Annotated in this window: 23 protein-coding genes; 8 read left to right on the forward strand and 15 right to left on the reverse strand. The window is 53.8% G+C overall.

What is annotated here, in order from left to right; all coding sequences use genetic code 11:
• Positions 1–307: 307 nt before the first annotated feature.
• Together QQZ17_RS01320 and evgA are read right to left on the reverse strand one after the other, a co-directional pair.
• A complete protein-coding gene (locus QQZ17_RS01320) occupies positions 308–3,493 on the reverse strand; it encodes an ATP-binding protein (protein WP_235922358.1) in 3,186 nt (1,061 codons plus the stop codon).
• Positions 3,490–4,119, reverse strand: a complete 630-nt coding sequence (gene evgA, locus QQZ17_RS01325) for an acid-sensing system DNA-binding response regulator EvgA (RefSeq protein ID WP_152402249.1) — start codon at positions 4,117–4,119, stop codon at positions 3,490–3,492. Before evgA ends, QQZ17_RS01320 begins: the two co-directional genes overlap by 4 nt.
• A 459-nt stretch (positions 4,120–4,578) precedes the next feature.
• Here evgA and QQZ17_RS01330 point away from each other — a divergent pair, with 459 nt between their 5' ends.
• From QQZ17_RS01330 to hypT, 4 genes are all read left to right on the forward strand, one after another.
• A complete protein-coding gene (locus tag QQZ17_RS01330; protein WP_152402248.1) occupies positions 4,579–5,265 on the forward strand; it encodes a nucleoside recognition domain-containing protein in 687 nt (228 codons plus the stop codon).
• Positions 5,262–5,723, forward strand: coding sequence for a YjiG family protein (locus QQZ17_RS01335; RefSeq protein WP_152402246.1), 462 nt, complete (start codon positions 5,262–5,264; stop codon positions 5,721–5,723). The genes QQZ17_RS01330 and QQZ17_RS01335 overlap by 4 nt, the downstream gene beginning before the upstream one ends.
• A 12-nt stretch (positions 5,724–5,735) precedes the next feature.
• Complete coding sequence (gene iadA / locus QQZ17_RS01340; protein ID WP_152402245.1) at positions 5,736–6,902, forward strand: beta-aspartyl-peptidase; 1,167 nt, start codon at positions 5,736–5,738, stop codon at positions 6,900–6,902.
• Between the two features lie 70 nt (positions 6,903–6,972).
• The gene (gene hypT, locus QQZ17_RS01345) at positions 6,973–7,881 is read left to right on the forward strand and encodes a hypochlorite stress DNA-binding transcriptional regulator HypT (protein ID WP_152402243.1); all 909 of its coding nucleotides are present in this window, start codon (positions 6,973–6,975) and stop codon (positions 7,879–7,881) included.
• Between the two features lie 7 nt (positions 7,882–7,888).
• Here hypT and QQZ17_RS01350 read toward each other — a convergent pair whose 3' ends face one another.
• Positions 7,889–8,623 (reverse strand): aspartate/glutamate racemase family protein, encoded by a 735-nt coding sequence (locus QQZ17_RS01350; RefSeq protein ID WP_152402242.1) that lies wholly within the window; start codon positions 8,621–8,623, stop codon positions 7,889–7,891.
• A 449-nt stretch (positions 8,624–9,072) separates the two neighbouring features.
• Here QQZ17_RS01350 and QQZ17_RS01355 point away from each other — a divergent pair, with 449 nt between their 5' ends.
• From QQZ17_RS01355 to QQZ17_RS01370, 4 genes are all read left to right on the forward strand, one after another.
• Positions 9,073–10,116 (forward strand): TRAP transporter substrate-binding protein, encoded by a 1,044-nt coding sequence (locus QQZ17_RS01355; RefSeq protein WP_152402239.1) that lies wholly within the window; start codon positions 9,073–9,075, stop codon positions 10,114–10,116.
• Positions 10,117–10,196: 80 nt separating this feature from the next.
• Positions 10,197–12,071 (forward strand): TRAP transporter large permease, encoded by a 1,875-nt coding sequence (locus tag QQZ17_RS01360; protein WP_046486785.1) that lies wholly within the window; start codon positions 10,197–10,199, stop codon positions 12,069–12,071.
• 118 nt (positions 12,072–12,189) lie between these two features.
• Positions 12,190–12,954 carry an SDR family NAD(P)-dependent oxidoreductase gene (locus tag QQZ17_RS01365; RefSeq protein WP_152402237.1) on the forward strand — a complete coding sequence of 255 codons (765 nt, stop codon included), beginning with the start codon at positions 12,190–12,192 and terminating at the stop codon, positions 12,952–12,954.
• A gap of 47 nt (positions 12,955–13,001) precedes the next feature.
• Positions 13,002–13,421 (forward strand): RbsD/FucU family protein, encoded by a 420-nt coding sequence (locus QQZ17_RS01370; protein WP_152402236.1) that lies wholly within the window; start codon positions 13,002–13,004, stop codon positions 13,419–13,421.
• A gap of 40 nt (positions 13,422–13,461) precedes the next feature.
• On the opposite strand, the gene QQZ17_RS01375 is transcribed toward QQZ17_RS01370, so the two are convergent.
• The 12 genes from QQZ17_RS01375 to QQZ17_RS01430 form a co-directional block, all read right to left on the reverse strand.
• On the reverse strand, positions 13,462–14,496 hold the full coding sequence (locus QQZ17_RS01375) for a LacI family DNA-binding transcriptional regulator (protein WP_152402234.1): 1,035 nt from the start codon (positions 14,494–14,496) through the stop codon (positions 13,462–13,464).
• A gap of 213 nt (positions 14,497–14,709) precedes the next feature.
• Positions 14,710–15,510, reverse strand: coding sequence for an ABC transporter ATP-binding protein (locus tag QQZ17_RS01380; protein WP_152402232.1), 801 nt, complete (start codon positions 15,508–15,510; stop codon positions 14,710–14,712).
• Positions 15,507–16,496: an ABC transporter ATP-binding protein gene (locus QQZ17_RS01385; RefSeq protein ID WP_152402230.1), complete on the reverse strand. Its 990-nt coding sequence runs from the start codon at positions 16,494–16,496 to the stop codon at positions 15,507–15,509. Before QQZ17_RS01385 ends, QQZ17_RS01380 begins: the two co-directional genes overlap by 4 nt.
• Positions 16,489–17,349, reverse strand: a complete 861-nt coding sequence (locus QQZ17_RS01390) for an ABC transporter permease (protein ID WP_152402228.1) — start codon at positions 17,347–17,349, stop codon at positions 16,489–16,491. Before QQZ17_RS01390 ends, QQZ17_RS01385 begins: the two co-directional genes overlap by 8 nt.
• On the reverse strand, positions 17,346–18,302 hold the full coding sequence (locus QQZ17_RS01395; protein ID WP_152402225.1) for an ABC transporter permease: 957 nt from the start codon (positions 18,300–18,302) through the stop codon (positions 17,346–17,348). The genes QQZ17_RS01390 and QQZ17_RS01395 overlap by 4 nt, the downstream gene beginning before the upstream one ends.
• 12 nt (positions 18,303–18,314) lie before the next feature.
• Complete coding sequence (locus QQZ17_RS01400; protein ID WP_152402223.1) at positions 18,315–19,877, reverse strand: ABC transporter substrate-binding protein; 1,563 nt, start codon at positions 19,875–19,877, stop codon at positions 18,315–18,317.
• A gap of 22 nt (positions 19,878–19,899) precedes the next feature.
• Complete coding sequence (locus QQZ17_RS01405) at positions 19,900–21,117, reverse strand: M20 family metallopeptidase (RefSeq protein WP_152402221.1); 1,218 nt, start codon at positions 21,115–21,117, stop codon at positions 19,900–19,902.
• 53 nt (positions 21,118–21,170) lie between these two features.
• Entirely contained in the window at positions 21,171–21,947 is a 777-nt protein-coding gene (locus QQZ17_RS01410) for an ABC transporter ATP-binding protein (RefSeq protein ID WP_152402219.1), read from the reverse strand.
• Positions 21,947–22,717, reverse strand: a complete 771-nt coding sequence (locus tag QQZ17_RS01415; protein WP_152402217.1) for an ABC transporter permease — start codon at positions 22,715–22,717, stop codon at positions 21,947–21,949. The genes QQZ17_RS01410 and QQZ17_RS01415 overlap by 1 nt, the downstream gene beginning before the upstream one ends.
• On the reverse strand, positions 22,714–23,721 hold the full coding sequence (locus QQZ17_RS01420) for a taurine ABC transporter substrate-binding protein (protein ID WP_152402215.1): 1,008 nt from the start codon (positions 23,719–23,721) through the stop codon (positions 22,714–22,716). Before QQZ17_RS01420 ends, QQZ17_RS01415 begins: the two co-directional genes overlap by 4 nt.
• A gap of 56 nt (positions 23,722–23,777) precedes the next feature.
• Positions 23,778–24,497 (reverse strand): aspartate/glutamate racemase family protein, encoded by a 720-nt coding sequence (locus QQZ17_RS01425; protein WP_152402213.1) that lies wholly within the window; start codon positions 24,495–24,497, stop codon positions 23,778–23,780.
• Positions 24,490–25,494 carry a D-cysteine desulfhydrase gene (locus tag QQZ17_RS01430; RefSeq protein WP_152402211.1) on the reverse strand — a complete coding sequence of 335 codons (1,005 nt, stop codon included), beginning with the start codon at positions 25,492–25,494 and terminating at the stop codon, positions 24,490–24,492. The genes QQZ17_RS01425 and QQZ17_RS01430 overlap by 8 nt, the downstream gene beginning before the upstream one ends.
• Positions 25,495–25,776 lie beyond the last annotated feature (282 nt).

The following is a 25,776-nucleotide window of genomic DNA, read 5'->3' on the forward strand; positions in this document are numbered from 1 at the left end:
TTTTCATCATCAAAAGAACAACGATCCACATTTAACTATTTTAACCAATACAAAAGCCCACACAGAAGAACAAAATAAGAATTAAACACTGACTACATGGATAGGTTTGGTTTAATGATCCGAGCATGTTTAATAGCTGAAACTTGTAATAAACAAAAACATGGATTTTTCTTAGGAAATATACCAGGTTTAATTAACTAATTTTATTCTGTTGGAACAGGGCTTATTTTACCTGGTTAACACTGGAGCAACATCAGCGGTGCCTTATTATTCTGTCAGGCACCGCCTACACGTGTAGGAAGGGGAATTAGGGCGTGAACTTCTCGATTGCGAGCTCCAGTTCGTCCAGCAGCGTCTGGATATGCTCAAGCTCACCAGACAGTGCTGTGGCGGTAATAGCATCCGGGAGTTTATCCTCCAAAGACTGTGCAGCCGTCATCAAGGTCTCAACCCCCAATAGCTGGGCGGTCCCGTTAATGCGATGAATATGATGTTTAACCAGACGATAATCACCAGACTCACTGGCTTTATGAGCCGCGGTTAAATCGCAGCGATTTTCTACCTGCGCATCTTTTAATGCGCGAAGCATCAATGCCCGATTCCCTTGCGCCAGCATCGCCAGTCTTTCGAGATCAAATACGGTGTCGTGGGCGTCACTCACACCGGAGAGTAAATGAGAAAGCTGCGACAGCGTGATCGGTTTGAAAAGACAGGCATTCATACCCGCCGACAAACAACGTTCGCGCTCGTGTTCCTGCGCCGTTGCCGTGAGCCCCCAGATAACAAGCGTCGTATTAAATTTTCTTACCTGGCGGGCAAGCTCAATACCCTCCATAACCGGCATATTGAGATCGGTAATCAACAAGTCGTAATCTCTTTGCTGAAGATAATGTAATGCGGTCTCTCCGTTGTCGGCTTCATCCGCCATGATGCCCAGTGTTGCCAGTTGACGCTTGAGGAGTAATCGGCTGAAAGGAAGGTCATCAGCGATTAATACCCGGAGCGTTCCTTGAAATGCTGGCAGAGGCGAGTCAACGTCCGCAACGGTGGGCGTGATATCAAACGACGTCTGGATTGGCAGGCTCAACGTCACGGTCGTTCCTCGATTGAGCTCACTTTGCAGTTCGATTGTTCCTCCCATTTGCTTCATTAATGCCCGACTGATTGCTAATCCAAGCCCCGAACCACGATGATGCACTCCCGCTTTTCCCTGGCTAAAAGCGGTGAATAAACGACGCTGTTCTTCTTCGCTCATCCCCGGCCCTGAATCACTCACCGAGATCACCAGCGTTTGCTCATGCTTCTCCGCTGAAATTCGCACATCACCGCGTTCGGTAAATTTCACCGCATTACCGATAATATTGGTCAGAACCTGCCCCAATAATTGTGGATCCAGTCGCATCGCTTCACGTGCATCTAAACGAGAATCGTAATGCAGCGCGATCCCTTTTTGCGCCGCCAGCGCGCTAAATAGCGCAATGTTGTCTTGTACCAGACCGTCCGGATATTTCCATTGAGGGACAACCTCTAACAAACCCGATTCGATCTTCTCCAGATCGAGGATCTCGCCGATGAGTTTTAATAACGAACGTGAGGCTTGAGCAGCCTGGTCCACTGACGCTTTATCTTCCGGGCTAAACTTCGCAGGAGAAAGTTGCAGTAATTCAAGAAATCCCATAATGGCGCTTACCGGGGTTCGTATCTCATGGCTCATATGAGAAAGAAATTCTCTCTTCTCCTCATTAGCCCTGAGAGCCCTGTTCCGTTCCTCTTTGAGTAAGCGTTGAGAACGTTTTCTGACACGGACTTCCCGCACCAGATAGACTGCCCATAACAAGGTGCTGAGTACCAGTAACGATGCTAACGTAGCTACCAGATAAAAAGGCCTGTTGTATAACTCCCAGGTATCTATTTTGACATCCGGCAGACGGATCCATTTACTGACTATCTGCAGGACCTCTTTTTGTGGAATATCATCTAACGCTTTATCCAGAATTTGCCGTAGCTCCGGTTCAGTGCGGGGCACCGCAAAACTAATTGCCGCAGGATCTTCTCCCGTAAGCGGTATCCAGGAAAGCTGATCGGGATAGTAATGTTCACTCAGATAACGCGCGGTCAGTTGATTCGAAATGGCGGCATCCACTTTTCCTGTTGCGACCAGATTCAACGCCACGCTGGAATTTTCCACCTCTTCCCACAGAATGCCTGAATATTGCGCCTTCAGTTTGGTCAGTAAAGTGTGATCGGCGCTTATTGCCACATGATTACCGGGTCGCAGCGCATGTTCTTTACTTTCCTCTTTTCTGGTCACGGCAACGAATTGTGTGGTGATAAAGGGGTGAGTAAAAGAGAGATAATTTTCCCGGCTGAGATCATAGGTTGCAGCCTGCACAATATGCCAGTTACCTTTCTTCATCTCAGCGATCATCTCTTTATTCGATTTGACGACAACCGTCTCAAACTGAATACCCGTTTGCAGGCCAATCAAGTTAAGGATGTCGCCAACAATACCTCGCGTCTGCTGGCTGCCATCAACCATCGTGTAGGGGGCAAACCAGGGATTGATAATCACACGTAGCGTTTTGTGATTATTCAACCACTGCTTTTCGCGTGGCGTCAGGTTCAGGGGTTCAATCAGGAAGGAGAGATTGCTTTTATCAATCATCGACTGGGCAATTTGCCCATGGATATTTTCATCAATTGCGCTAAGCGTATTGTTCACAATTTCCCGCAACCGTTGCTGTGCGGGTAAAAATAAAAAGTAGCTCTTTCTTTGCGGTGCTGGCCAGTACTTTACCGTTGTCAGCGCAAGACTGAACTCCTGGGAAAGCCAGGTACTGGTAGTGAGTGAATCACCGAAAAACCAGGTATTGCGTCCATTATTAACGGAATTCAGCGCCTCCTGATAGCTGTTATAGTTATCTATCTCGGCATCGGGAAAGGACTGGCGGATAAAATTGTCATCCGGATAGTGGTTAACAATCGCCACACTCGTACGTTGCGCGCTCTGCAACGGCGCCATAACGTTGCCAAGGGAAGTCACTAAATTTGGCCAGGAATGAATCAGTGGTAGAGAAACCTGAACACTTGCTTCACTCCAGGATTGACTCTCTAGCCCGGTTAACACCATATCGACTTCGCCCTTTTTTAGCGCGTCGACAGCGTCCGTTTGCCCCGGAAATACCATCACACTGATTCGTGTATTAAGGGAATGTTGAATCAATGCCAGATAGTCAGCATTCATTCCCCGATAACGTCCCGTCAGCGTTGTCAGAACAAGCGGTGGCTGACCGGGTTCATAAACGCCGACCCGGAGTATTTTTTTCTGTTGCAGCCAGCGTTTGTCATCCTCACTCAGATAAACCGGTACAGGCGTTATATAATTGAATCCTGATAGTTCCAGCTCAACGGGCGGTTTTTGCTGTGCGTAAACGGTGCGTCCACCTACAGATAAAACAATGAACACCACTATCAGCCATTTATTCATCATCATGTCAGCTTATTTTGGTGAGCAAAAGAGAGCAGTTCGATTAATGATTTACAACCGAGTTTTTCCATCAGTCGCGTTTTATAAGTACTGACGGTTTTACCACTAATATGCATCGCCTCACCGATCTGCGAATTGTCCAGACCGTTAAGCACATGTCCCATGACTTTCATCTCTTGTGCTGAGAGGGACTCCAGACGCTGCGAATCGGTAAGGATTTCGGAGGCTTCTTCGTAGAAAAATGGAAAATAGGTATACCCATTCTGCGCGGCATTAATAGCCGCCAGAATGTTATCCATGTTCTGCTTTTTACTGATAAACGCGTTCGCCCCCGCCTGCGCGCAACGTTTGCTGAAGTAACGATCGTTTTTCGCTGAGACGACAATTAACACACCGCAATAGCGTTCCGATCTGAGCTTTTCCACCAGTTCGACACCATTGATGCCGGGGATCTCAACGTCAATAACGACAATATCCGCTGTCGTTTTTACCAGACTCTTCAACGCAATCGCACCGTCTTCATACTCTCCGAGAACCGTAATGTGATCTTTTTCCAGCACACCGCGAATAGCCATACGCGCCAGAGGATGATCGTCCACAATAATTGCCGTGCGGGAACGCATTCCACTCATAATTCCCCCGAAGACCATGATGCATAAACACGCTATGTCACTAAGAATAGCGTAAACGATACGGCAGATTATCCCCTACATTACCCTTTGTCATGAGGAGTCATTCACTGTTTTCGTCAGTTCCACGCTCTGTTCAGCTGAATATATTTAAAAATAAGGTATCGGATGCTCACGCATACGCGATCGCGATGACTGCGGCTTTCGCATGCCGGGAAGCATGCCGTTGTATTGACTCTCGTTACAAGAACGGAGGGCGAAATTACCGGCAACATTAAAACCAGACGGAAACAGACGGGGGGTTTCATGCCCACGCTTCCTGCCGCATTATGCAAGAAACGCATAGCGCGAAACATTCTTGCATTTTCCCCATATCCGCATGACTGATAAGGTCATTGAGTTCGGGCCACTTCTGGCCTGTCGCGACAAACACACATCATCAAAAAAATAACGGGGTTCGCTATGGCGCAACAAGGGGAACAGGCGGCGCTGCCGCTTGCAACAGAAAAAGTCGGACTTAAAGGGTATCTGGCATTTTTTCTGACCATCATTTTCTTTTCCGGCGTATTTTCCGGAACGGAAGGTTGGTGGCGTGTTTTTGATTTTACTGTGCTGAACGGTTCATTTGGCCAAATCGCGAATGGGGCTGGACAAACGTCTGTAACCTTCCGGGGGGCGGGCGGTACTGGCGCAAAAGATGGTTTTCTTTTCGCGCTGGAGCTCGCGCCGTCAGTCATTTTGTCACTGGGCATTATTTCTATCACCGACGGTCTTGGCGGATTGCGTGCGGCTCAACAACTGATGACGCCAATCCTGAAGCCGCTGCTTGGCATTCCGGGCATCTGCTCGCTGGCGCTCATCGCGAACTTACAAAATACCGATGCGGCTGCGGGTATGACGAAAGAACTGGCGCAGGATGGCGAAATCACTGAGCGTGATAAAGTCATTTTTGCGGCATACCAGACCAGCGGTAGCGCGATTATTACCAACTATTTTTCCTCTGGCGTCGCCGTCTTCGCATTTCTGGGAACGTCTGTTATCGTCCCGCTGGCCGTCATTCTGGTGTTTAAATTTGTCGGTGCCAATCTGCTACGTCTCTGGATCAATTTTGAAGAACGCCGTAACCCAACGCAAGGAGCACAAGCATGACCACTCAGGTTCGCAAAAATGTCATGGACATGTTTATCGACGGTGCCCGCCGCGGCTTTACTATTGCCACCACTAACCTGCTGCCAAACGTGGTCATGGCGTTCGTCATTATTCAGGCGCTGAAAATTACCGGTTTACTCGACTGGGTTGGACACATTTGCCAACCGATCATGGCGCTTTGGGGGCTTCCCGGTGAAGCGGCCACCGTGCTGTTAGCGTCGCTAATGAGCATGGGCGGCGCGGTAGGCGTTTCCGCCAGTCTGCTCACGGCGGGGGCATTAAATGGTCACGACGTCACGGTTCTGCTCCCGGCGATATACCTGATGGGTAACCCAGTGCAGAACGTAGGCCGCTGCCTCGGTACCGCCGAAGTGAATGCCAAATATTATCCCCACATCATTGCAGTGTGCGCCATCAACGCATTGCTGTCGATTTGGGTTATGCAACTCATTGTTTAAAAGGGAATTACCATGCCTGATTTATCCTTCGCAGATTTTACGTTGCTGCAAGGTGCACACCTTTACACCCCTGAAGACCTGGGGATTTGCGACGTGTTTCTCGCCAACGGCAAGATTATTGCCGTAGCACGCGATATCTCTCCTCAGATCGTGCCGGATTGTAAGGTTATCAATCTCAAAGGACGGATTCTGTGTCCTGGCTTTATCGATCAGCATGTTCACCTGATTGGCGGCGGCGGCGAAGCCGGCCCCACAACCCGAACGCCAGAAGTCAGGTTGAGCAGACTGACCGAAGCCGGGGTCACGACCGTCATTGGCCTACTCGGCACCGACTCCGTAACTCGTCATCCGGAATCACTGCTGGCAAAAACCCGGGCGCTGAATGAAGAAGGGATCACCGCCTGGATGTTAACCGGCGCTTATCATGTCCCTTCACCGACGATCACCGGTTCCGTAGAAAAAGATGTGGCGCTGATCGACCGCGTCATCGGCGTAAAATGCGCCGTTTCTGACCACCGCTCTGCCGCCCCTGGCGATTATCAACTGGCAAACATGGCCGCTGAATCCCGCGTGGGTGGCCTGCTGGGCGGCAAACCGGGGGTCAGCGTGTTCCATATGGGCGACAGCAAAAAAGGACTCAAACCGCTGTACGACATTCTGGAAAATAGCGATGTGCCGATGAGTAAGCTGCTTCCCACCCACGTTAACCGCAATGAGGCGCTGTTCGAAGAAGCGCTGGCCTTTGCTCTCAAAGGCGGCACCATCGATATCACCAGCGGTATTCCCGACCCGGTCGCACCGGCTGAGGGTGTGGCTCGGGCAGTGAAAGCCGGTATACCGCTTGCCCGAATAACAGTCAGTTCTGATGGTAATGGTAGCCAGCCGTTGTTTGATGATGCCGGAAAACTCACCGGAATTGGCGTGGCGGGCTTCGAGAGTTTGCTTGAGACCGTACAATCGCTAATAAACGATTACGGATTTACCCTGACCGACGCACTGCGTCCGCTGACGACCAGTGTGGCTGCCTTTCTTAACCTTTCCACTAAAGGCGAAATCGCGCCAGGGAAGGATGCCGATCTGCTGGTTATGACACCAGAATTAGGTATTGAGCAGGTTTATGCTCACGGCAAACAAATGGTGGTTGACGGTAAAGCCTGCGTGAAGGGTACCTTCGAGTAAGCTCAATCGGTTGTCAGCCGTGTGAATGCCCGTAAAATGGCGCAGACAGACGGCTGACAGGTGATGATAAATGGATGTGAGTGGTGCAGGTTTGTATAACATTGAAACGAAATGGCTGTATGACTTTCTGACACTGGAAAAGTGCCGAAATTTCTCCCAGGCCGCGATTATCCGTAATGTCTCGCAACCCGCGTTCAGCCGCCGTATTCGCGCACTGGAAAACGCGGTAGGGGTTGAATTGTTCAATCGTCAGGTCTCGCCGCTGCAGCTCTCCGAGCAGGGAAAAATCTTTCACTCTCAGATACGTCATTTGCTACAACAGCTGGAAAGCAACCTGGCTGAGCTGCGTGGCGGCAGCGATTTCATGCTGCGTAAAATCAAGATTGCCGCGGCGCACTCCCTCTCACTGGGGTTGTTACCCGGTATCGTCAGCCAGATGCCAACCCAGTTTACCTGGTCAGTTGAAGCGATCGATGTCGATCAGGCAGTAGATATGTTGCGGGAAGGACAAAGTGATTTCATCTTCTCTTATTATGATGAAAACCTGCTCCAGCCTCCGTTTGCCAATATTCCCCTGTTCGAGTCGCAACTGTTTCCCGTCTGCGCAAGCGATGCGAACGGAAAACCGCGATACACACTCGACCAACCCTCTTTCCCGCTGCTCAACTATAGCCAGAACTCCTACATGGGGCGGCTTATCAACCGAACGTTGACCCGTCATACCGAGCTGAGTTTCAGCACATTTTTTGTCTCTTCAATGAGTGAATTGCTTAAACAGGTTGCGCTGGACGGTTGTGGAATCGCCTGGCTCCCGGAGTACGCGATTCGTCAGGAGATTCGGAGTAAACAGCTCGTCGTGCTGGACCAGGACGCGTTAATTATTCCTATCCAGGCCTATGCTTACCGGATGGATACGCGGATGACTCCCCTGGCGGAACGGTTCTGGAAGGAGTTGCATCACCTGCATACGGTCCCCTGATCGCCATTCACACGCAGGCAACCTGTTGCACAGGCTCATCCACCTGCGTATCCGGCCATGACTCATACCAACGAATGGCGGCGTTGACCAGAGACGCAGTTGAATCAATAAACCGGCGCCCAAATTTGTTCTCATGCCCGACCACAATTAACGGGATCTCGGTGCAGCCCATAATAATTATCTGCGCACCGTGGGAAATCAGTCGCTCAATTTGGGGAAACAGCAACCTTTGCGCTGCGGATTTATCGCCGCTTTTCAATGCGTAAATGGCCTGCATCACCTGCTCCTGACCGGTCTCTTCCGGCTGAACCAGAGAGAGTCCCTGCGCAATCATTTTTTTCTGGTACAACCCCGTCGCCAGCGTGGCATTCGTGGCCAGCAGGCCGACACGGGTCACGCCGGAAGGAATATCACTCAGCGTGGCATCCAGAATGCTGATCATTTCCGCCTTTGCCACTGCCCGTAAATCATCAAACCAGTAGTGCGCAGTGTTGCATGGTATGACGATACATTCAGCCCCCGCATCTTCCAGCATGTGCAGATAACGCTCAAGATAGTGCCAGGGAGAGGGACCGCCAGAAAGCAGGCAGGCTGTACGATCGGGAATGTCAGGAATTGAGCTAACGATTAGCGGAATATGCTGCTGATCGCAGCTGGCGCTGCGAAGTTCAACAAATTTTTCCAGCATATCCGCCGTTGCAGCAGGCCCCATGCCGCCCAGAATCCCAATGGTATGTTTCATTACCGCACCGCTCTTTCTCTGCTATTTCAAATGACACTATCAGCTTGATGCATATGTAAAAAATGCCATTTTCTTAGCCGCTATGCGTAAAAGTTATCGCCTGACAGACGCGAATCTGTTTACACAGAGGGCTGACAGCGCCTTCGGCTGTCTGCGAAGGACCGTTTTCTGAGCCTTGCGCCGCTAAACAGTGACTAAACAGCGAACACCCCGTTTCGGTTTTGTAACACCCACCCGCAAATTAGCGATGCCCGCCACAAAATTCACATATCACTGGCGTTGATGAAAGGAAGCATATTGCATTTGCACAGTGAGTCGGATAGCGTCTGTAACGTTACACTAAAACGTTACAGAAAACAGATTCAGCGACTTTTTCGTTAAACCAGCTGGCCGTGTCAGCCTTGCCAGATGGCGTTATCGCGACCTCTACACTGTGAGAAAGGATAATCATGATGAAAACAACACCGTTTCGTTCAGCCAGACGTTTTCTGGCACTCGCTTGCCTCAGTAGCGCCCTGATTGCAGGTAGCGTGCTGAGCGCTTCAGCACAGGCAGCAATCAATTTTCGTGTTTACTCGTCTCTGCCAGGAGATGACTCCTCTGCGCACTATATTTGGTTCAATCGATTCCAGGAAAACCTGAATAAAAACGAGAAGTTAAAAGGACAGATTAAGCTTAATTATTTCGCCAACGCCATGCTGGGAAAAGAAGCCGATGCCACACAGCAGGTCCGTATCGGTGCCATTAACATGATGATTTCAGGCACCTCAATCTGGGCCACGCTGGTCCCTGAAGTCGGTGTTCTGGATCTGGGTTATCTGTTTAAAGACTATGACCAGGTCGGGAAAGCGCTGGACGGCAAACCCGGTGAGCAGCTTTCTAAGTTGATGATGGATAAAGCGAACGTGATGGTGTTGGGTTATGGCTATAACCTCGGCGCACGTAACGTGTACACCAAGAAGGCGATTGAAAAACCAGAGGATTTAAAGAATCTGAAAATCCGCGTTCTGCCGGTACCTAACTTTATCGCCACGCTGAATCACATGGGAGCAGTAGCGATTCCAATGCCGGGCGGGGAAGTCTATTCCAGCCTGCAAATGGGCGTGATCGATGGCGTCGAGCATGATGCGCCCACCATCTACGCCAGCAAATATTATGAAATCATCAAGAATGGCACGCTGACCCGCCATAGCTATAATCCACTGATGATCGCCATGAACAAGAAGAGCTTCGAGCAGATCCCGGAATCATTACGTGCCGACGTGCTGGCCGCTGCGAAAGAAGCCACGGAATACGAACGCCAACAGGCCAGCCAGAAAGAGCTGGAAGCGATTAAAAACCTGGAGGCCAAAGGCGTCACTTTCCGGGAAACCGATCGCGCGTTCTTCGCGCAGGCCGTACAGCCTGTCTGGAAAACCTTCCTTGATAAATACCCGGATCTGAAACCTATGGTGGACGAGATCAGCGCTGCGGCGCCGAGCGACAAGCCATAAGCCATAAGCCGTGCATCGTCGGCCTGCGGAATTTCGCGGGTCGGCGATGTTGCCCAAACAAACCATGAAAGGAGTTCACCATGGCAGATATCTCGATGAAAACAAAGGATGAAAATACTTTGTTGACGCTGTTGGGGCGGCTGAGTCGATTTTTGACAACCTTAACGTCGTGGGCCGGGGCGCTGGTGCTGTTTATCAACGTGCTGGTGGTATTCGCTTCGGTGATCTGGCGTTACGCCCTGCATTCACCGATCCACTGGGCGGAAGAAGTGGCGCGTGCGCTGATGATTGCGCTGGTCTTTTTTGGCGTTGCCACCTCAACGGGCAGAGGCGGACACATTGGTGTCGATCTGTTCTTACGCTTCCTGCCTGAAAGCGTTCGCCCTTACGTTATCCATGCCAGTCGCTGGATCCTGTTTTTGGTCTCCGTCGGGCTGGTGATTTCCAGTTATGACCTGGTACAGGCCGCGCGATTGCAAACCACCGAGACGGGCCTGCCGCAGACCATCTACGTGATCCCGGTGTTAATTGGCTCCGTCGTTATGATGGTGGCCGCGCTGGAACATGCCCTGCATGAACGCGCCAAAGTGGTGTTGCTCAGCGGTGTTGGGATCCTGGTGCTGGCGGCGCTGGGTTATCTGAAACTGTCGCTGATGGCCGATCCTGCCAGCGCAGCGGCGGGCCTGATGCTGATTTGCTTCGTGCTCGGCATTCTGGCCGGTGTGCCGATCGCCTTCACGCTCGGCATGTCCGCAATGGTCTTTTTCATCTGCGACCCTTCCCTGCCTTTTGTCTTTTTCTCTCAGCAGGTGGCGGCGGGCGTTGACCACTTTGTTCTGTTGGCGATTCCGTTCTTCTTGCTCGCCGGTGCGGCAATGGAAATCAACGGCATGTCCACGCGACTGGTCGAACTGATTGTGCGCGGTATGGGACGGTTTCGCGGCGGTCTGAACATGACAACCGTGCTATCGATGGCCTTTTTCTCCGGCATCTCCGGTTCCAAACTGGCGGATGTAGCGGCCGTCGGCGGGGTGTTAATGCCAGCGGTACGCCGTGCGAAGCAGGATAGCGAAGAAGCCGCCGGGGTATTTGCCGCCTCCGCAGTGATGGCGGAGACCATTCCTCCCTGCGTGAACCTGATTGTGATGGGCTTTGTCGCGAATATTTCCATCGGGGCGTTGTTCATCGCCGGCCTGGTGCCTGCGGCCTGCCTGCTGGTGTTGTTAATGGTTGCCGCCAACCGTTTCGGCGGAAAAATTAACGTCAGCGAAGCCTACCCGGTATTACGCCCGAGAACTCAGCTTTACCTGGGTGCCGCTGTTGGCCTGGTCATGATCTTCATGATTGGTCGTGGCGTCATGATGGGGATCGCCACCTCCACAGAAATTTCCGCCTTCGCGGTTATCTACGCCATTGTGGTGGGTCGCCTGGCGTTTGGTGAACTGACGCTGAAAGCCACGGTTAAAATGTTCGTTGATATTGCCGCAATGTCCGGCGTTCTGCTGTTCATCGTGGCCTGTGCAACCAGCCTCTCTTATGCCCTGACCATTCAGATGATCCCGCAGCAGATCGCTGAACTGCTGGTGGGAATTGGTATGGAGCAAGGTGCCTGGCTGTTCCTGATGTTAACCATTGTCATTCTGATCATCTTTGGTGCGGTTCTCGAAGGTGCGCCTGCGCTGATCATCTTCGCCCCTATTCTGGTGCCGATTGCAATTCAGCTTGGCTTTAACCCGCTGCACTTTGGCATTGTGATGATCATGGCGATGGGCTTTGGTCTGTTTTCACCCCCGATCGGCCTGGGTTTGTACACCACCTGCGCGATTTGCGGAGTGGAAATGAAACACGTCATCAGACCTATGGCGAAATATCTGGCGGTGATTTTTGTCGGCATCATTATTGTCGCCATGGCGCCACCGTTAACCACCTGGCTGCCTGGACTGGCCGGCTACTGATAATTAAGTTCTGTATTTGCCACATTCAGGTGGCAGGGATATCCACGCGTAAAAAACGGCAAAACGATGTTACGTCATTGCCTGATGCCGTTTTAAATATGAATAACGGGAGTATGAAATGGGATTATTAACGGGTAAAAAAGCATTTATTACGGGTGCAGAACAAGGCATTGGTAAAGAGAGTGCGAGAAAACTGATTGAAGCGGGATGCGATATCTATATTCATTATTTCAGTGGCGAAGAAGGCCCACGGGAATTAATCGCCCTCGCCGAACAACAGGGTTGTCGGGCGGCCTGTGGTTTCGCCGATTTAACCGATGAAGAAGATGCGGCCCGCTGTGTGGCGCAGGCGGCGGAATTTCTCGGCGGTATCGATATTCTGGTCAATAACGTCGGCGGCATTATTGCCCGCAAATGGCTGGGCGAGATTGAGCCACATTTCTGGCGCACCGTTATCGATGTCAATATGACGACGATGCTGAATGTCACTCAGCAGGCATTACCGTGGCTGAAAGCCGCGCCAGAAGGCGCCAGTATCGTCAACCTGGCCTCTCTGGCCGGACGTTCCGGCGGCCACGCGGGTTCTCTGGTGTATTCCACCACCAAAGGCGCGGTGCTGACCTGGACACGCTCGCTCGCCGCAGAACTCGGTGAACACGGCATCCGCGTCAATGCCGTTGCCCCAGGGCTGATTCTGGGTACGCGTTTTCATAATCAACACACCACGCAGGCCTCTGCCGACCAGACCATCCAGGCAATTCCTTTGGGAAGAGCGGGTACGCCGGAAGATGTGGCAAGGGTCATCTGTTTCCTCGCCTCTGAATATGACGGTTTCGTTTCCGGCGCAACCATTGACATTAACGGCGGTATTTACCGGGCATAAAAATGTGGCGGGCAATCAAGCCCGCCAGTTTTAAAAAGGTATGACATATGATCAAGTCAGATATTATTCATCCTGATTTATTACAGGCACTGGCACAGTGCGGACACAAGGCGAATATTTTAATCACCGATGCCAATTATTCTTTTTTAACCAATACCTCTGCGCAGGCACGGATTATCTGGCTTAATTTCACTCCGGGAATGATCGGCAGCGTCGTCATTCTGGAGAAAATCCTCGGCTATATTAATGTGGAAAAAGCCACGTTAATGGCAAGCCCGGCGGATTTTGATAATACGGTCGAGCGCGAATACCGCGGCATGCTTTCTGAGACCATCGAGTTTGAGCACGTTGAACGCAACGCGTTTTATTCGCTGGCCAAATCGTCCGACACTATCCTGGTTATCGCGTCCGGAGAAACCCGCCGCTTCGCCAATATCCTGCTGACCGTAGCCCCAACGCTGGTATGACAAAACGAGAAGAACGTAATGTTCTTCTCCTGCCACGCCGTTACCGTACCGATTGCCGGGAGACCAACGACGGAGGGAACAGAAACTCCTCTGGCGGAATGGCCGGGTTTTCGGTCCTGTCAATCAACCGTTCAACCATCACCTCTGCCATCTCCCGAAGTGGCGGCATGATGGAGGTCAGGCCAGGGAAAACCAGTCCGGAGAGCGGGATATTGTCGATACCCACAATAGAAATTTGTTGTGGCACATGGATCCCCGCCTGATGCAGACCAGCCATCAGACCAATACCCAGGGCGTCGTTGATTGCCACGATGCCATCCGGGAACGCCGGCTGTTGGCTGATTTTTAACGCCAGCGCCCGCCCAAGTTCCGTCATTTCCGTGTCGCCATAGGCGGCCACGGCCTGGCCTTCAATGATCATCCCTTCCCGATAAAGTCCATGGTCTTGCACCGCACGAAGAAAGCCTTCGATTTTGTGCGCGCGGCTCGGCGTCATCCCTTCCACCGTGGCAAATGCGAGACGACGGCATCCCTGCGCGATCAGGTGTTCTGCCGCCATTCGCCCGGCATCAATGTTGTCCATGGATACGCTGTCCAGCGCAAAATGGTCTGACTGAGCGCGCGCAGGCATGCGGCCATCATAGTTCACCATCACCATGCCCTGCTCTACCGCTCGCGCAAAGTGCGCTTTTTCAATATCGCAGGCGGCAACGATAATCCCGCGGACGCCGTGAGAAAACATGTCGTCCAGAAAGGCCTCTTCTTCTTCAATCTGCCGGTAGGTATTACCAATCAGCACCCGGAACTGACGCTTTTTGGCCGCCAGGTCAACTTCACGGGCCAGGGCGGCAAAGCTGGGATTCACAATCGACGGCACCAGCAGGCCAATCATTTTGGCCTGCCCGGTTTTGAGCTGTTGCGCCACCCGGTTTGGAAAGTAATTCAACGTCTGCATGCTCTGCTGGATGCGCGCCAGCGTTTCGGCACGCATTTGATCGGTACGACCGTTGAGCACATTGGATACCGTACTGACGGAAACGCCAGCATGCTTTGCGACATCACGAATATTCGCCATACATCTCCTTTGCGGCAATCGATGAATGGCGGAAGACACTAACACCCGGCATCGCCATCTTCTTAGGAATTATGAACTACAACGGTTTAGTGTAACGTTACAGGTCTTGCTGTCAATGCAATGTGTTGGCGAAAAGAAAACGGAGTTGAGCGAGAGACGATGATTAACAGGAGAAGTGTCAGTAGAAAGGGGGGGAATGCCCCCTTTGCAGACTTAACCGTTAGCGACGATGCGTGTTTCTCCCTGCGTGTCGGGATACTCAGGCAGAATGGCATTCAACAAATAGCGCGTGTAGTCATGACGCGGTGCAGCAAAGACTTCTGCGGTTTCTCCCTGCTCAACGATCTCTCCCCGGTACATCACCCCCACGCTGTCAGCAATGTGCCTGACCACGTTAAGATCATGAGAGATAAAGAGATACGCCAGCCCATAGTCACGCTGTAATTGCATCAGCAGATTGAGAATTTGCGATTGGATCGAGACGTCCAACGCGGAAACCGGCTCATCACAGACGATCAGCTTCGGCTTCAGGATCAGCGCCCGGGCAATACCGAGACGCTGGCGCTGACCGCCGGAAAACTCATGCGGATAGCGGGCGCTATCCTGTGGCCGCAGGCCAACCTGCTCCAGCATCTCAGCAACCTGCGTCTTGCGATTACCGGCACCATGGATAATCAGCGGCTCTTCCAGGCTATAGCCAATGGTGCGTTTTGGATCGAGCGATGAAAGCGGGTCCTGAAAAATCATCTGCATGTCGCGGCGCACGCTCCGCCATCCAACGGCGTTACGCCCCGCAAGCGGTCGCCCCTCAAACGCTATCTCGCCCGCGCTTGCGGACGTCAACCCCAGCACCAGGCGGCCGGTCGTGCTTTTTCCACTGCCGGATTCCCCCACCAGCGCCCAGGTTTCGCCCGCATTCAGGGTAAAACTGATGTTATCAACCGCCTGTACCGACTGCCCACGACGGCTAAAGGTTTTCGACAGGTTTTTAACGCTTAACAACGGTGTCGTCATCTCAACACTCCCGCTTCGTCGGCCCGCCAGCAGCGAACCTGTTGTGCCTTGTGCCCTACCGCCCGCAGTTCAGGTGCCTGTGCCCGACAGCGCGGCTGCGCCAGCGGGCAGCGATCGGCGTAAGTGCAGCCTAAAGGCAAGTCATGCAACGCGGGCACCTGACCACGAATTTCCGCCAGCGGCGTTTTCGGTGTGTGATCCGCCGACGGACGCGCCGCCAGCAGCGCACGGGTATACGGATGACGTGGACGCTCAAACAGCGTGTGTACATCCGCCTCTTCCACAACCTGTCCGGCATAGAGCACCACCACCCGCTGACAAAGCCGTGCGACCACGCTCAGATCGTGCGTGATAATGACAATGCCCATCCCCGACTTCTGGTTAATTTCCTCCAGCAAATCGAGGATTTGTGCCTGAATGGTGGCGTCCAGCGCCGTGGTGGGCTCATCGGCAATCAGCAACGACGGTGACGTCGCAATGGCCATTGCAATCATCACGCGCTGACGCATACCGCCAGAGAGTTCATGCGGCCAGGCACCCGCGCTGCGGGCAGGATCGACAATACCAACCTGCGTCAACAGGCTGATAATTTTCTGCTGACGCTGCGCTCGATTCAACGAGGTATGTAGCCGCAGGTTCTCATCAATCTGCAAGCCAATGGTCATCACCGGGTTCAGGCTGGCGAGCGGGTCCTGAAAAATCATCGCCATTTCATGCCCGTTTCGCTGACGGCGCGCTTTCGCCGACAGCGAATGCAATGCTTTTCCTGCCAGCGTTACCTCGCCGTGAACCCGACAGGTACGGGGAGACAGTAGCCCCATCAGTGCCTGCGCGGTCACGCTCTTACCGCAGCCGGATTCACCAATAATACCGAGAGTCTCATGTGTGTTAACCCGAAAGGAGACGCCACGCACCGGAGAGACAACGCCCTGCCGGGTAGCGAAATGAACCTCAAGCTCCTTCACGTCAAGCAAGATATCAGCCATGGCGACCTCCTTGTTTTAGCCGCCGTAACACGCGACGCGGCAGAGGCTTCAGGCTGGGATCGGCATTATCTCTCAGGTCGTCGCCTATGATATTCAGCCCCAGGATCAGCAGTACAATGGCAACCCCTGGAAAAAAGGTCATCCACCACGCGTTAAAGATAACGGCCTTACCTTCCAGTAACAGGTTGCCCAGGCTGGGCATTGGCGCAGGCACGCCGGAGCCGAGAAAACTCAACGCCGCTTCGGTAAGAATGGCCACCGAAAATACCCAGCTCACCTGCACGATAAACGGCGAGATGACGTTAGGCAGCAGGTGCAGCCAGATAATGCGCGAAGCGTTCGCCCCCTGCGCGCGCAGGGCTTCGATAAAATTCTTCTCTTTAATGACCATGGCCGCACCGCGGATCACCCGGGCTATCGACGGTACGTAAACCAGCGACAACGCCAGCACCACGTTGGCGATATTCGGCCCCAATACCCCCACAATGGCGATGGCAAGCAACAGAGACGGAAACGCGAACAGACCATCGCAGACACGCATTAACACTCTGTCGACCGGACGATACCAGGCACACAGTAAACCGATGACGATCCCCGTGACGCCTACAATCAGCGCCACCGCAGCACCAACCGAGAACGACACCCGCACCGCAAGCGCCACGCGAACAAAAAGGTCTCGCCCGAAGTTATCGGTACCAAACCAGTGCTCAACGGAAGGGGGTTTCAGGCGGCTTAACGGATCGATGCTGTAGGGATCGTAAGGACTCACCAGGCTGGCAAAAAACGACAACAGTACGATCGACACCAGTACGGCGGGCCAGATCAACAGCGTCGGGTTTCTCGACAGGTTCATTTTTCCCCTCCGTCTATAGACAGTCGCGGATCGGCCAGATAGCTCAGCAGATCCACCGCCAGGTTGATCAACACGTAACAAACCGTGATCAGTAGCACCACGCCCTGGATCACCGTCACGTCACGCCGTTCGATCGAATCCACAATCAGCGAACCCACGCCCGGAATACCGAACACACTCTCGATAACGAGAGTGCCGGTCACCAGCGAGGCGAACGATTCGCCGCAAATGGTCAGAATCGGGATCAGGCTGTTTTTCAAAGTATGCCGCAGCAGCACCAGCCGCTCCGGAACCCCCTTTGCCCGTGCGGTGTTGATAAAAGGCTCCTGCATGACATCCAGCATCACAGCCCGGGTCATACGGGCTATCAGCGCGGCAATGCGCAGTCCCAACGCGAATGCAGGCAAGGTTAAATACCAGACGTTTAGCCAGAAAGAATCGTTGGTGGAGCGATAGCCCACCACCGGAAACCAGCGCAGCTGAACGGCAAAGAAAAAGATCAGAAACAGGCCAAGCAAAAACCCCGGCACCGACATGCCAAACGTCGCCAACATACGAATGATGCGATCCGCGATGCCGCCATGTTGCCAGGCGCTTACCACGCCGCCCGCTAGCCCAAGAATGAGCGCGATGAGCTGGGCGTATAACGCCAGCGCCAGCGTCGGCGTCAGATGCTGTAAAAACAGCGACATGACGCTGGTATTCAAAAACAGTGAATGCCCCAGATCGCCAGTCAGTATCTCGCCAAACCAGCTAAAGAACTGCACAAACAACGGCCTGTCCAGCCCCATCTGCTGGCGCAGCGCGGCAATATCCTGAGGACTGGCATCGTTCCCCAGGATCACCAGCGCCGGATCGCCCGGCGCCAGGTGAATCAGACAGAACACCACCACCGACACCACCAGCAGCACCGGTAGCAGTGCCAGCAGGCGGTGAAAAAGGTATCTTTTCATCGCCTTTCTCCATCAGGGTTTCGTCACGCTAACGTTCCACAGCACGGGACCTATCAGATCCTGGTAGCCTTTCACATTGCTTTTGATCGCCACCGCATCCGGCGTAGTACGGCCCAGCACGATAACCGGCAGATATTGCCAGCTCAGCGTGTTCAGTTTATCCACCAACGGTTTGGCCGCTTTCAGCGACGACGCTTGTTTAATCTGATCCAGCACGTTGTCAATTTCCGGGCTGTTGCTCAGGCCGGGGAATTTCGCCCGGGAATCCAGGAAAGGATACTGATGCAGCACCTGACGCATTGAGAATTCCAGCGCGCAGAGATCGAAGTTTTTCGGATCCTGGCGGCGTTGCAGCACCGTCGGCCAGTCGTACACGTCCAGCCGCGATTTCACGCCAATCTGTTTCAGCACCTGTTGGGCCACAATCGCCAGGTTATACAGTTCGGCATACTCTTTAGTGGCAATGATCACCACCTCTTCACCCTTGTAGCCCGAGGCCTTCACCAGTGCACGAGCCTCGTCCAGCTTATGTTGATTCCAGAAGGGTTTGCCGGCTTCGCTGTACCAGTCCACCTGATCCGGGAAGCCCAGTGAGGGATCTTCGTTGAAGAAACGCGGATCGCTGTAACCCGCCAGCAGCGTCTGATGAACGTCGAGCGCCAGGTTAAATGCCTGCCGCAGCTTCACGTTGGCGAACGGCCCCTGGTTTTTATTGAACAGGTAGGTAATGAGCGAGCCGCCGCTTTGCGGCTGAAACAGCGACAGATCCGGCGCGCTGCTAAGCGTGTCGATATTGTCCTTCGGCAACTGGAATACCAGATCGTATTCACCGGTCATCGCCCCGGCCAGGCGCGTGGATTCATCGGTTATATAGCGGAACCAGATGTCCTTCACGTCCGCTTTCTTTTCGCCCGACAGGCCGCTCGCCGGTTCGGCGCGTGACTGGTACTGGTCATAGCGGGTCAGATGCAAATAATCACCAGGCTTGAATTCCGCCAGCTTGTAAGGGCCGGTGCCTATCAGTTCAGCGATCGGCTTTTTGCTGCTGTTGGCCTCGTCGACAATGCGTTTCGGCATAATTGCGGCAATGTTCTTCACGTCCGCCAGCACGTTGAGTGTAATGAGCGACGGAGCAGGCAGCGTAAAGGTGACTGTTTTATCATCCACCTTACTGAACTGCACGCCGGGGAGGTTGGCTTTCCCCTGCGTGGACACCGCCAGCCAGCGGTTCATTGAAGCCACCACGTCATCGGCAGTCAGCGGTTGTCCGTCATGAAAATGGATCCCATCGCGCAATACAAAGGTGTAGGTCTTGCGATCGTCGCTCAGGGTATAGCGTTGTACCAGCTCCGGTACGGGCTCAAATTTAGCGTTGATGGTGAACAGCGTTTCGAAAATATGCCTGTCCACGTCTGAGGTGGCGTTGTTGGTCGTCAGATAAGGATCCAGCGTGCCCGGCCGGTTTCCGTAGGCAATATTCAGCGAAGCGTTACGATCGACGTTCTCAGCCTGCGCGCTTCCCAGGGGTAAAACCGCCGCCAGCAGGAGTGCGGCGGCAGAAAACAGCATTTTCATTGTTATGATACTCCGGCTAAGGTCATGCGGCTTGCGTGGCGGCGGTTTGCCCGGCAAATTCGTCTTTCGCTTCCTGCAGCAGTGCGGCATCGGTTAACAGACGCAGCCCGGTTCGCGCCAGCACTTGTGCCCCCGCGATCAGCGCGTCATATCCCTGCACTGAGTTCGCGGCTTCGCGAAACGCCACGGTGTGTCCAATCAACTCATCGGGGCCAATCTTGATGTACGGATGTGCGGTCGGCACCGCGTGGCTGATATCGCCTGCGTCGGTGGAGCCCAGCCCCTCTTTTTCCTTCAGCTCGACGTTTTCTCCTGCGGCGGTGAATTCGTCCAGCAGCACGCCGTTCAGCGTGTGGTTGATATTGAAATCTCGCGGCCCGACCTGGTGCTCAATTTTCACCGTGGTGCCGGTTGCCAGCGCAACACCTTCCGCAATCGCGCGGATGCGCGGTTCCAGCGCTACCACCTCTTCACGGGTATGGGCGCGGATGTAATAGTGCGCCGAGGCATACTCCGGGATCACATTCGGCGCCTGACCGCCGTTGGTAATAATGCCGTGAACGCGGATGCCGTCCGGCAGTTGCTGGCGCAGAACGCTGATCCCGTTGTAGAGCAGCACAAGCGCATCCAGAGCATTCACGCCTTTATGCGGCGAGCTGCCCGCGTGGGACGGTTTGCCATAAAAATGGAAGTACAGATGATTGTTTGCCAGCGACGGGCCAGACAGTCGCGTTTTACCCGCCGGGTGGATCATCAGCGCCGCATCGACGCCCTTCAGGAAACCGTGCTCCACGAACCGGGCCTTCACATTACCATTCGGGCCGCCTTTACCCCGCAGTCCGCCCTCTTCCGCAGGCGTACCGAGTACCACTACCTTACCCCCTGTCGTGTCCAGCGTTTCGCTAAGGGCAACCGCTGCGGCGATACTGGTGACCCCAATGATGTTGTGGCCACAGGCATGGCCAATATCAATAAGCGCATCGTATTCCGCGAGGTACGCGATAGTTGGACCGGGTTTGCCGCTCTCCTTTACCGCATAAAAAGCCGTTTCATGGCCGGCGACATTGAGGGTGACAACAAAGCCGTGCCTCTCCAGCAGTTGAGTCAGCAGGCCGCTGGCGTAATACTCGTTGTTGCCCGTTTCCGGGTGGGCGTGAATATCTTTGGCGATGGCCACATATTCATCCCGGTGCTGTTGAATACTGGTTTCAAGACGGTCTCGTAATTCGCTGTTGCTCATTGCTTCCACCTCAGTCATGACGGTTGATTCATTCCCGACACCGGGAACTACGTTTAAGATAAGTGCCGTTTCGCCTCCTGGCGCACCCGATGCAGAACGTGATGTTTGATCTCGCTGTAGGCGGGGTGTTCGGCAAGCGTTTCGATATCCCGATCGCGGCCAAAGGGCAGAACGATCTCATCGACGATTTTTCCGGGTTTTGCTGACATGATCAGAATGCGATCGGCGAGAAACAGCGCCTCTTCGACATCGTGAGTGACGAAGAGCAACGTGGTGCCGGTGGAAAGCCAGGCCTCACGCAGCAGTTCCTGCATCATCAGCCGGGTTTGTGCATCCAGTGCGCCGAACGGCTCATCCAGCAGCAGCACTTCCGGGCCGGGAAGCCAGGCTCGTGCCAGCGCCACGCGCTGCTTCATGCCGCCTGAAAGCTGCCAGGGGGCGTGATGTTCAAAGCCTTTCAGCCCCACTCGCTCAAGCCATGCCTGCGCCTGCACGTTGGTTTCATCCTTGTGGTGTTTGCCCAGACGTGGGCCAAAGGTGACGTTTTCCAGCACCGACAGCCACGGGAACAGGTTGGGTTGCTGGAAGATCATCCCGCGATCGGGACCAGGCTGTCGTACCGTTTTGCCGCCAGCCACCACTCGCCCCCGATCCGGTTTACTAAACCCGGCGACCAGGTTCAGGATGGTGGATTTACCACAGCCAGACGGCCCAAGCAGGACCACAAACTCGCCGCTGTTGAGGCTCAGGTTGATATCTTCCAGCACTGTAAACGGCTGCGGTTTCGCCGCAAAAGAGAGCGACACATTTTCCAGGTTAATAGCACTCATTATTCTTTCCCCGCCCAGGGCACCATCAGGCGCTGTAACCCCAGCAGCAATAAATCCAGGAGATAGCCAATACCGCCCAACAGCAAAATACCAAGCATGACAATATCGGTGCGCAAGTAAGCGCTGGCGTTGATCACCATCCAACCCAGACCAGAGCTGGCAGCGACCATCTCTGCGGCAATCAGCGACGTCCAGCCGATGCCAATGGAGAGCCTGACGGTGGTAAAGAGATCCGGCAGCGCATCCGGCAACACCACGCGCAGGAAGATTTGCCTGCGTGATGCGCCCAGCGTCTGCGCCACGCGGATGCGCGAACGACCAATACGCTCAACGGCCGCCGATGCACCCACCACCACGCTCAAAAATGTGGCGATGAAAATCAGGAAAAACTTGGAGGCCTCGCCAATCCCCAGCCAGACGACGGCCAGCGGGATCAGCGCAATTTTTGGCAAAGGACGCAGGAACTGCACGAAGGGATTAAGCACCGCCGCCAGGCCGTCAGACAGCCCCATCAGTAAACCCAGCGGAATACCGATGATAATCGCCACGGAAAACGCGCCAAGTGCACGCGCGAGGCTCACCGCAATGTGTTCCCAGAGCGGCACCTGGCGATAGCCATCGGCCAAAAGCTCTTCAGTTGTCAAACCGATGTCCGTCAGCGATGGTAACAGCAGCGGATCGACCCACTGCTGCGTTGCCGCCACTTGCCAGACGATAAAGAAAATCGCCACCGACACCACGCTGATGGCGATATGCTGACTCAATCTCATTGCGCCGCCACCGCCGCATCACGAATGTAGCGGGAATCAATCGCGGTATCCCAGTTGGCGGGAATATCACGCTTGCGAATCTCACCGATGTCGGCAAGGAAGCGGGAGGTTTTGGTCAACGCTTTGCCAATACCACTGTCTGTGGTTTGGGTGCCATTTCCCAGCCAGTCAGCCGTCCCTTGCTGGGCCAACGTGGGATATTCCAGCCCGCCCAGCGTATTGGCGGCGGTGGTGACCGGAGCACCCACTTCTTTCGCGACAATGGCTGCGGCGCGTTCCGGATCTTTCCTGAACTCATCCACTTTCTGCTGGTGTACGCGCAGGAAGGCGGTCACCGCTTCCGGATACTGTTCGGCAAAGGCTTTACGCACCACATAGTTGTTGTAAATCAGGTAACCCTCTTTCTGCAGATCTTTGGTCGCAAAGACCTGATGGCCACCCGAAGCCTCCAGCTCCTGCGCAAACGGCGCCCAGACATAACCAGCATCAATGTCACCACGTTTCCAGGCCGCCACCATTTCTGCTGGACGCAGCGGCAGCAGCGTAATTTTGCTGCGATCCAGTTTGTTTACATCGATCGCGGCTTCGAGAGCGTACTGTGCCGTTGAATTGGGTGGATAGGCGACACGCTTGCCCTCGATATCATTGATTTTCACAACGCCGTCTTTGCCGATCAGTCGCTCGTAGCTGGCAATCACGCCCGAAACGCCAATAATTTCGACCGGTAATTTACGCACAATACCCGCTGTCGCCGGGCTGGAACCAAAATTGGCAATATCGATCGCGTTACTGGCGAAATAATTCAAAGCATCTGCACCAGAGGCAAATTGCACCCATTTCACTTTGCTGTTTAACGCGGTATCCAGAGAGCCGTCGGCTTTTGCCAGCATTAATACCTGGGAACCACCGCTATAGGCCACACGAACTTCAGTTGGCGTTGCTGCAAAACTTATATTTGCCCATACCCCACCCGCCGCAATTAATAAGCAGAGACTTTTCTTCATTTTATTTTCCCGTGATTGTTCTGAATTTATCGTCCGTTATCGCACCGGACAGCGTTCTAATTAAACTGTGCGTAGGTTTGCCATAATTGCGAACATCGCTCTGCCAGTGCCTGAGCCGGATCCCAGGTGAGATGGAGGAAAGGCGCATTGGCCGCTTCCAGCGCAACCGGCACTTCGGTACAGGCCAGCACTAACTTTTGCGCACCTCGGGCAAACAGTGCGTTGGCCTGCAACGTCAGTAATTCCCCACCTTCATTTAGCGAACCTCGTTTTACTGCGTAGCAGCCCGGTACAAACCAGTGATCCAGTTCCTCAGGGACTGGCACGATTGCCTCAATACCCAGCGCTGCCAGTCGCTCCTGATACCAGCCCGCCTCCAGCGTGCCTTTGGTGGCGATCACCCCCACCCGCTGAGGCTTATCCTCAGCCTGTGACAGCGCATCCAGCGTGGCATCAACAATGTGCAAAATGGGCGCATTACTGGCTTCACTCAGCGCGTCGTACCAGTGGTGCGCCGTGTTGCACGGTATGGCGATATGGCTTGCCCCTGCCTGGTTAAGCTTCTCAACAGCGTGAAGCAACTGCGGCAGGGGCGATGGTCCTTTGCCCGCCAGCGCGTCCTGGCGATCGACAATTTGCGGCACATTCCAGACGACCGTGGGGATCTGCTGTTGATCGCTCTGTGCGGGCGTGGCCTCCAGCAGGCGGCGCTGAAAATCCAGTGTTGCCAGCGGCCCCATACCACCCAGTACGCCAAGCAGGAAAGGCTTAGACATGCTCCAGTACCTGACGATAACCAAACAGACCCGCCGCGCCGCCGGTATGGATAAACACGACGTTTTCATCCTGACGGAAATGGCCTTTACGGATGAGATCGATAAGCCCGGCCATGCCTTTGGCGGAATAGACCGGATCGAGCAGAATGCCTTCATGGCGGGCGAGCAGCGCCAACGCTTCCAGCGTGCCTTCTGTCGGCAAACCGTACCCATCACCGACATAATCACTGTTCGCCACCACCGCATGACGCGACAGTTCCCCCGGCACACCGAGCAGATCCAGTGTCCGCGAGGCCAGATTCCAGACGTTCTCTTCCTGTTTTGTTTTTGGCGCCCGCACGCTAATGCCAAGCACTGGAATATGGCTGTTGGTGGCGGTAAAACCGGCGACTAACCCAGCTTGCGTGCCGGTACTGCCGGTGGCGTGAACCACATGATCGATGCGCAGACGGCGCTCTGATGACTGGTACAACAGCTCTTCCGCGCAGGCCACGTAGCCCAGCGCGCCGATCGGGTTCGAGCCACCGCCGGGGATGATATACGGCGTGTGCCCCTGTTCACGCAGCGTCGCCGCGTATTCCTCCATCGCCTGTTGCATATCGGTACCGCCCGGCAGGTGGGCGACGATGTCGCCGCCGAGCAGCGTATCCAGCAATACGTTACCTGAACGCTGATAATCTTCACCAAAATCGGTAACGCGTTTTTCCAGCAGCGCCTTCGCTTTCAGCCCGAGACGCGCGGCGCCCGCGATCGTCTGGCGCACGTGGTTTGACTGCGTCGCCCCCTGGGTAATGACCACATCGGCTTTTTTCTCCAGCGCATCCGCCAGCAGGAATTCCAGCTTGCGGGTTTTATTTCCGCCCGTTGCCAGACCGGTTGCGTCGTCGCGTTTAATCCATATTTTAGGTCCGCCTAATAATTTGCTTAAATTATTCAGCGGCTCCAGCGGCGTGGGAAAATGACCAAGTGAAATTCGTGGAAACCGGGCCAGATGCATAAATGCTCCTTGCTAATAAAAAGGGCTTTATAAAAGTGAAATTCACTATACACATCTGCATGATGGGGCCAATCAAGAATACTAAATAACGATTACTGAAAAATGAATAAGCAGAAAAAGAGTGGCTGACGGGATAAGATATATTCTGTTCTGGAATGGCTTGCGGCAAAAAAGAATAACGCTTTCCTTCCGCAAAGCGTTACAGGAAGGCTTACTTCATAGAAATCATGCGTTGTTTTAAAAGGTCAATAATTTAAATGGTCAACAAACAGGGGGGACATT

Source organism: Citrobacter sp. T1.2D-1, from assembly GCF_950098555.1.
Classification (GTDB): Bacteria; Pseudomonadota; Gammaproteobacteria; order Enterobacterales; family Enterobacteriaceae; genus Citrobacter_A; species Citrobacter_A telavivensis.

Excerpts from the sequence above, each read along its gene's own strand:
- QQZ17_RS01395 (WP_152402225.1), bottom strand. The coding sequence starts at position 18,302 with ATGAAAAGATACCTTTTTCACCGCCTGCTGGCACTGCTACCGGTGCTG.
- QQZ17_RS01425 (WP_152402213.1), bottom strand. The coding sequence starts at position 24,497 with ATGTCTAAGCCTTTCCTGCTTGGCGTACTGGGTGGTATGGGGCCGCTG.
- QQZ17_RS01410 (WP_152402219.1), bottom strand. The coding sequence starts at position 21,947 with ATGAGTGCTATTAACCTGGAAAATGTGTCGCTCTCTTTTGCGGCGAAA.
- QQZ17_RS01430 (WP_152402211.1), bottom strand. The coding sequence starts at position 25,494 with ATGCATCTGGCCCGGTTTCCACGAATTTCACTTGGTCATTTTCCCACG.
- QQZ17_RS01320 (WP_235922358.1), bottom strand. The coding sequence starts at position 3,493 with ATGATGATGAATAAATGGCTGATAGTGGTGTTCATTGTTTTATCTGTA.
- QQZ17_RS01420 (WP_152402215.1), bottom strand. The coding sequence starts at position 23,721 with ATGAAGAAAAGTCTCTGCTTATTAATTGCGGCGGGTGGGGTATGGGCA.
- evgA (WP_152402249.1), bottom strand. The coding sequence starts at position 4,119 with ATGAGTGGAATGCGTTCCCGCACGGCAATTATTGTGGACGATCATCCT.
- QQZ17_RS01365 (WP_152402237.1), top strand. The coding sequence starts at position 12,190 with ATGGGATTATTAACGGGTAAAAAAGCATTTATTACGGGTGCAGAACAA.
- QQZ17_RS01335 (WP_152402246.1), top strand. The coding sequence starts at position 5,262 with ATGACCACTCAGGTTCGCAAAAATGTCATGGACATGTTTATCGACGGT.
- QQZ17_RS01405 (WP_152402221.1), bottom strand. The coding sequence starts at position 21,117 with ATGAGCAACAGCGAATTACGAGACCGTCTTGAAACCAGTATTCAACAG.
- QQZ17_RS01355 (WP_152402239.1), top strand. The coding sequence starts at position 9,073 with ATGATGAAAACAACACCGTTTCGTTCAGCCAGACGTTTTCTGGCACTC.
- QQZ17_RS01385 (WP_152402230.1), bottom strand. The coding sequence starts at position 16,496 with ATGGCTGATATCTTGCTTGACGTGAAGGAGCTTGAGGTTCATTTCGCT.
- QQZ17_RS01400 (WP_152402223.1), bottom strand. The coding sequence starts at position 19,877 with ATGAAAATGCTGTTTTCTGCCGCCGCACTCCTGCTGGCGGCGGTTTTA.
- hypT (WP_152402243.1), top strand. The coding sequence starts at position 6,973 with ATGGATGTGAGTGGTGCAGGTTTGTATAACATTGAAACGAAATGGCTG.
- QQZ17_RS01330 (WP_152402248.1), top strand. The coding sequence starts at position 4,579 with ATGGCGCAACAAGGGGAACAGGCGGCGCTGCCGCTTGCAACAGAAAAA.
- QQZ17_RS01390 (WP_152402228.1), bottom strand. The coding sequence starts at position 17,349 with ATGAACCTGTCGAGAAACCCGACGCTGTTGATCTGGCCCGCCGTACTG.
- QQZ17_RS01370 (WP_152402236.1), top strand. The coding sequence starts at position 13,002 with ATGATCAAGTCAGATATTATTCATCCTGATTTATTACAGGCACTGGCA.
- QQZ17_RS01350 (WP_152402242.1), bottom strand. The coding sequence starts at position 8,623 with ATGAAACATACCATTGGGATTCTGGGCGGCATGGGGCCTGCTGCAACG.
- QQZ17_RS01360 (WP_046486785.1), top strand. The coding sequence starts at position 10,197 with ATGGCAGATATCTCGATGAAAACAAAGGATGAAAATACTTTGTTGACG.
- QQZ17_RS01380 (WP_152402232.1), bottom strand. The coding sequence starts at position 15,510 with ATGACGACACCGTTGTTAAGCGTTAAAAACCTGTCGAAAACCTTTAGC.
- QQZ17_RS01415 (WP_152402217.1), bottom strand. The coding sequence starts at position 22,717 with ATGAGATTGAGTCAGCATATCGCCATCAGCGTGGTGTCGGTGGCGATT.
- QQZ17_RS01375 (WP_152402234.1), bottom strand. The coding sequence starts at position 14,496 with ATGGCGAATATTCGTGATGTCGCAAAGCATGCTGGCGTTTCCGTCAGT.
- iadA (WP_152402245.1), top strand. The coding sequence starts at position 5,736 with ATGCCTGATTTATCCTTCGCAGATTTTACGTTGCTGCAAGGTGCACAC.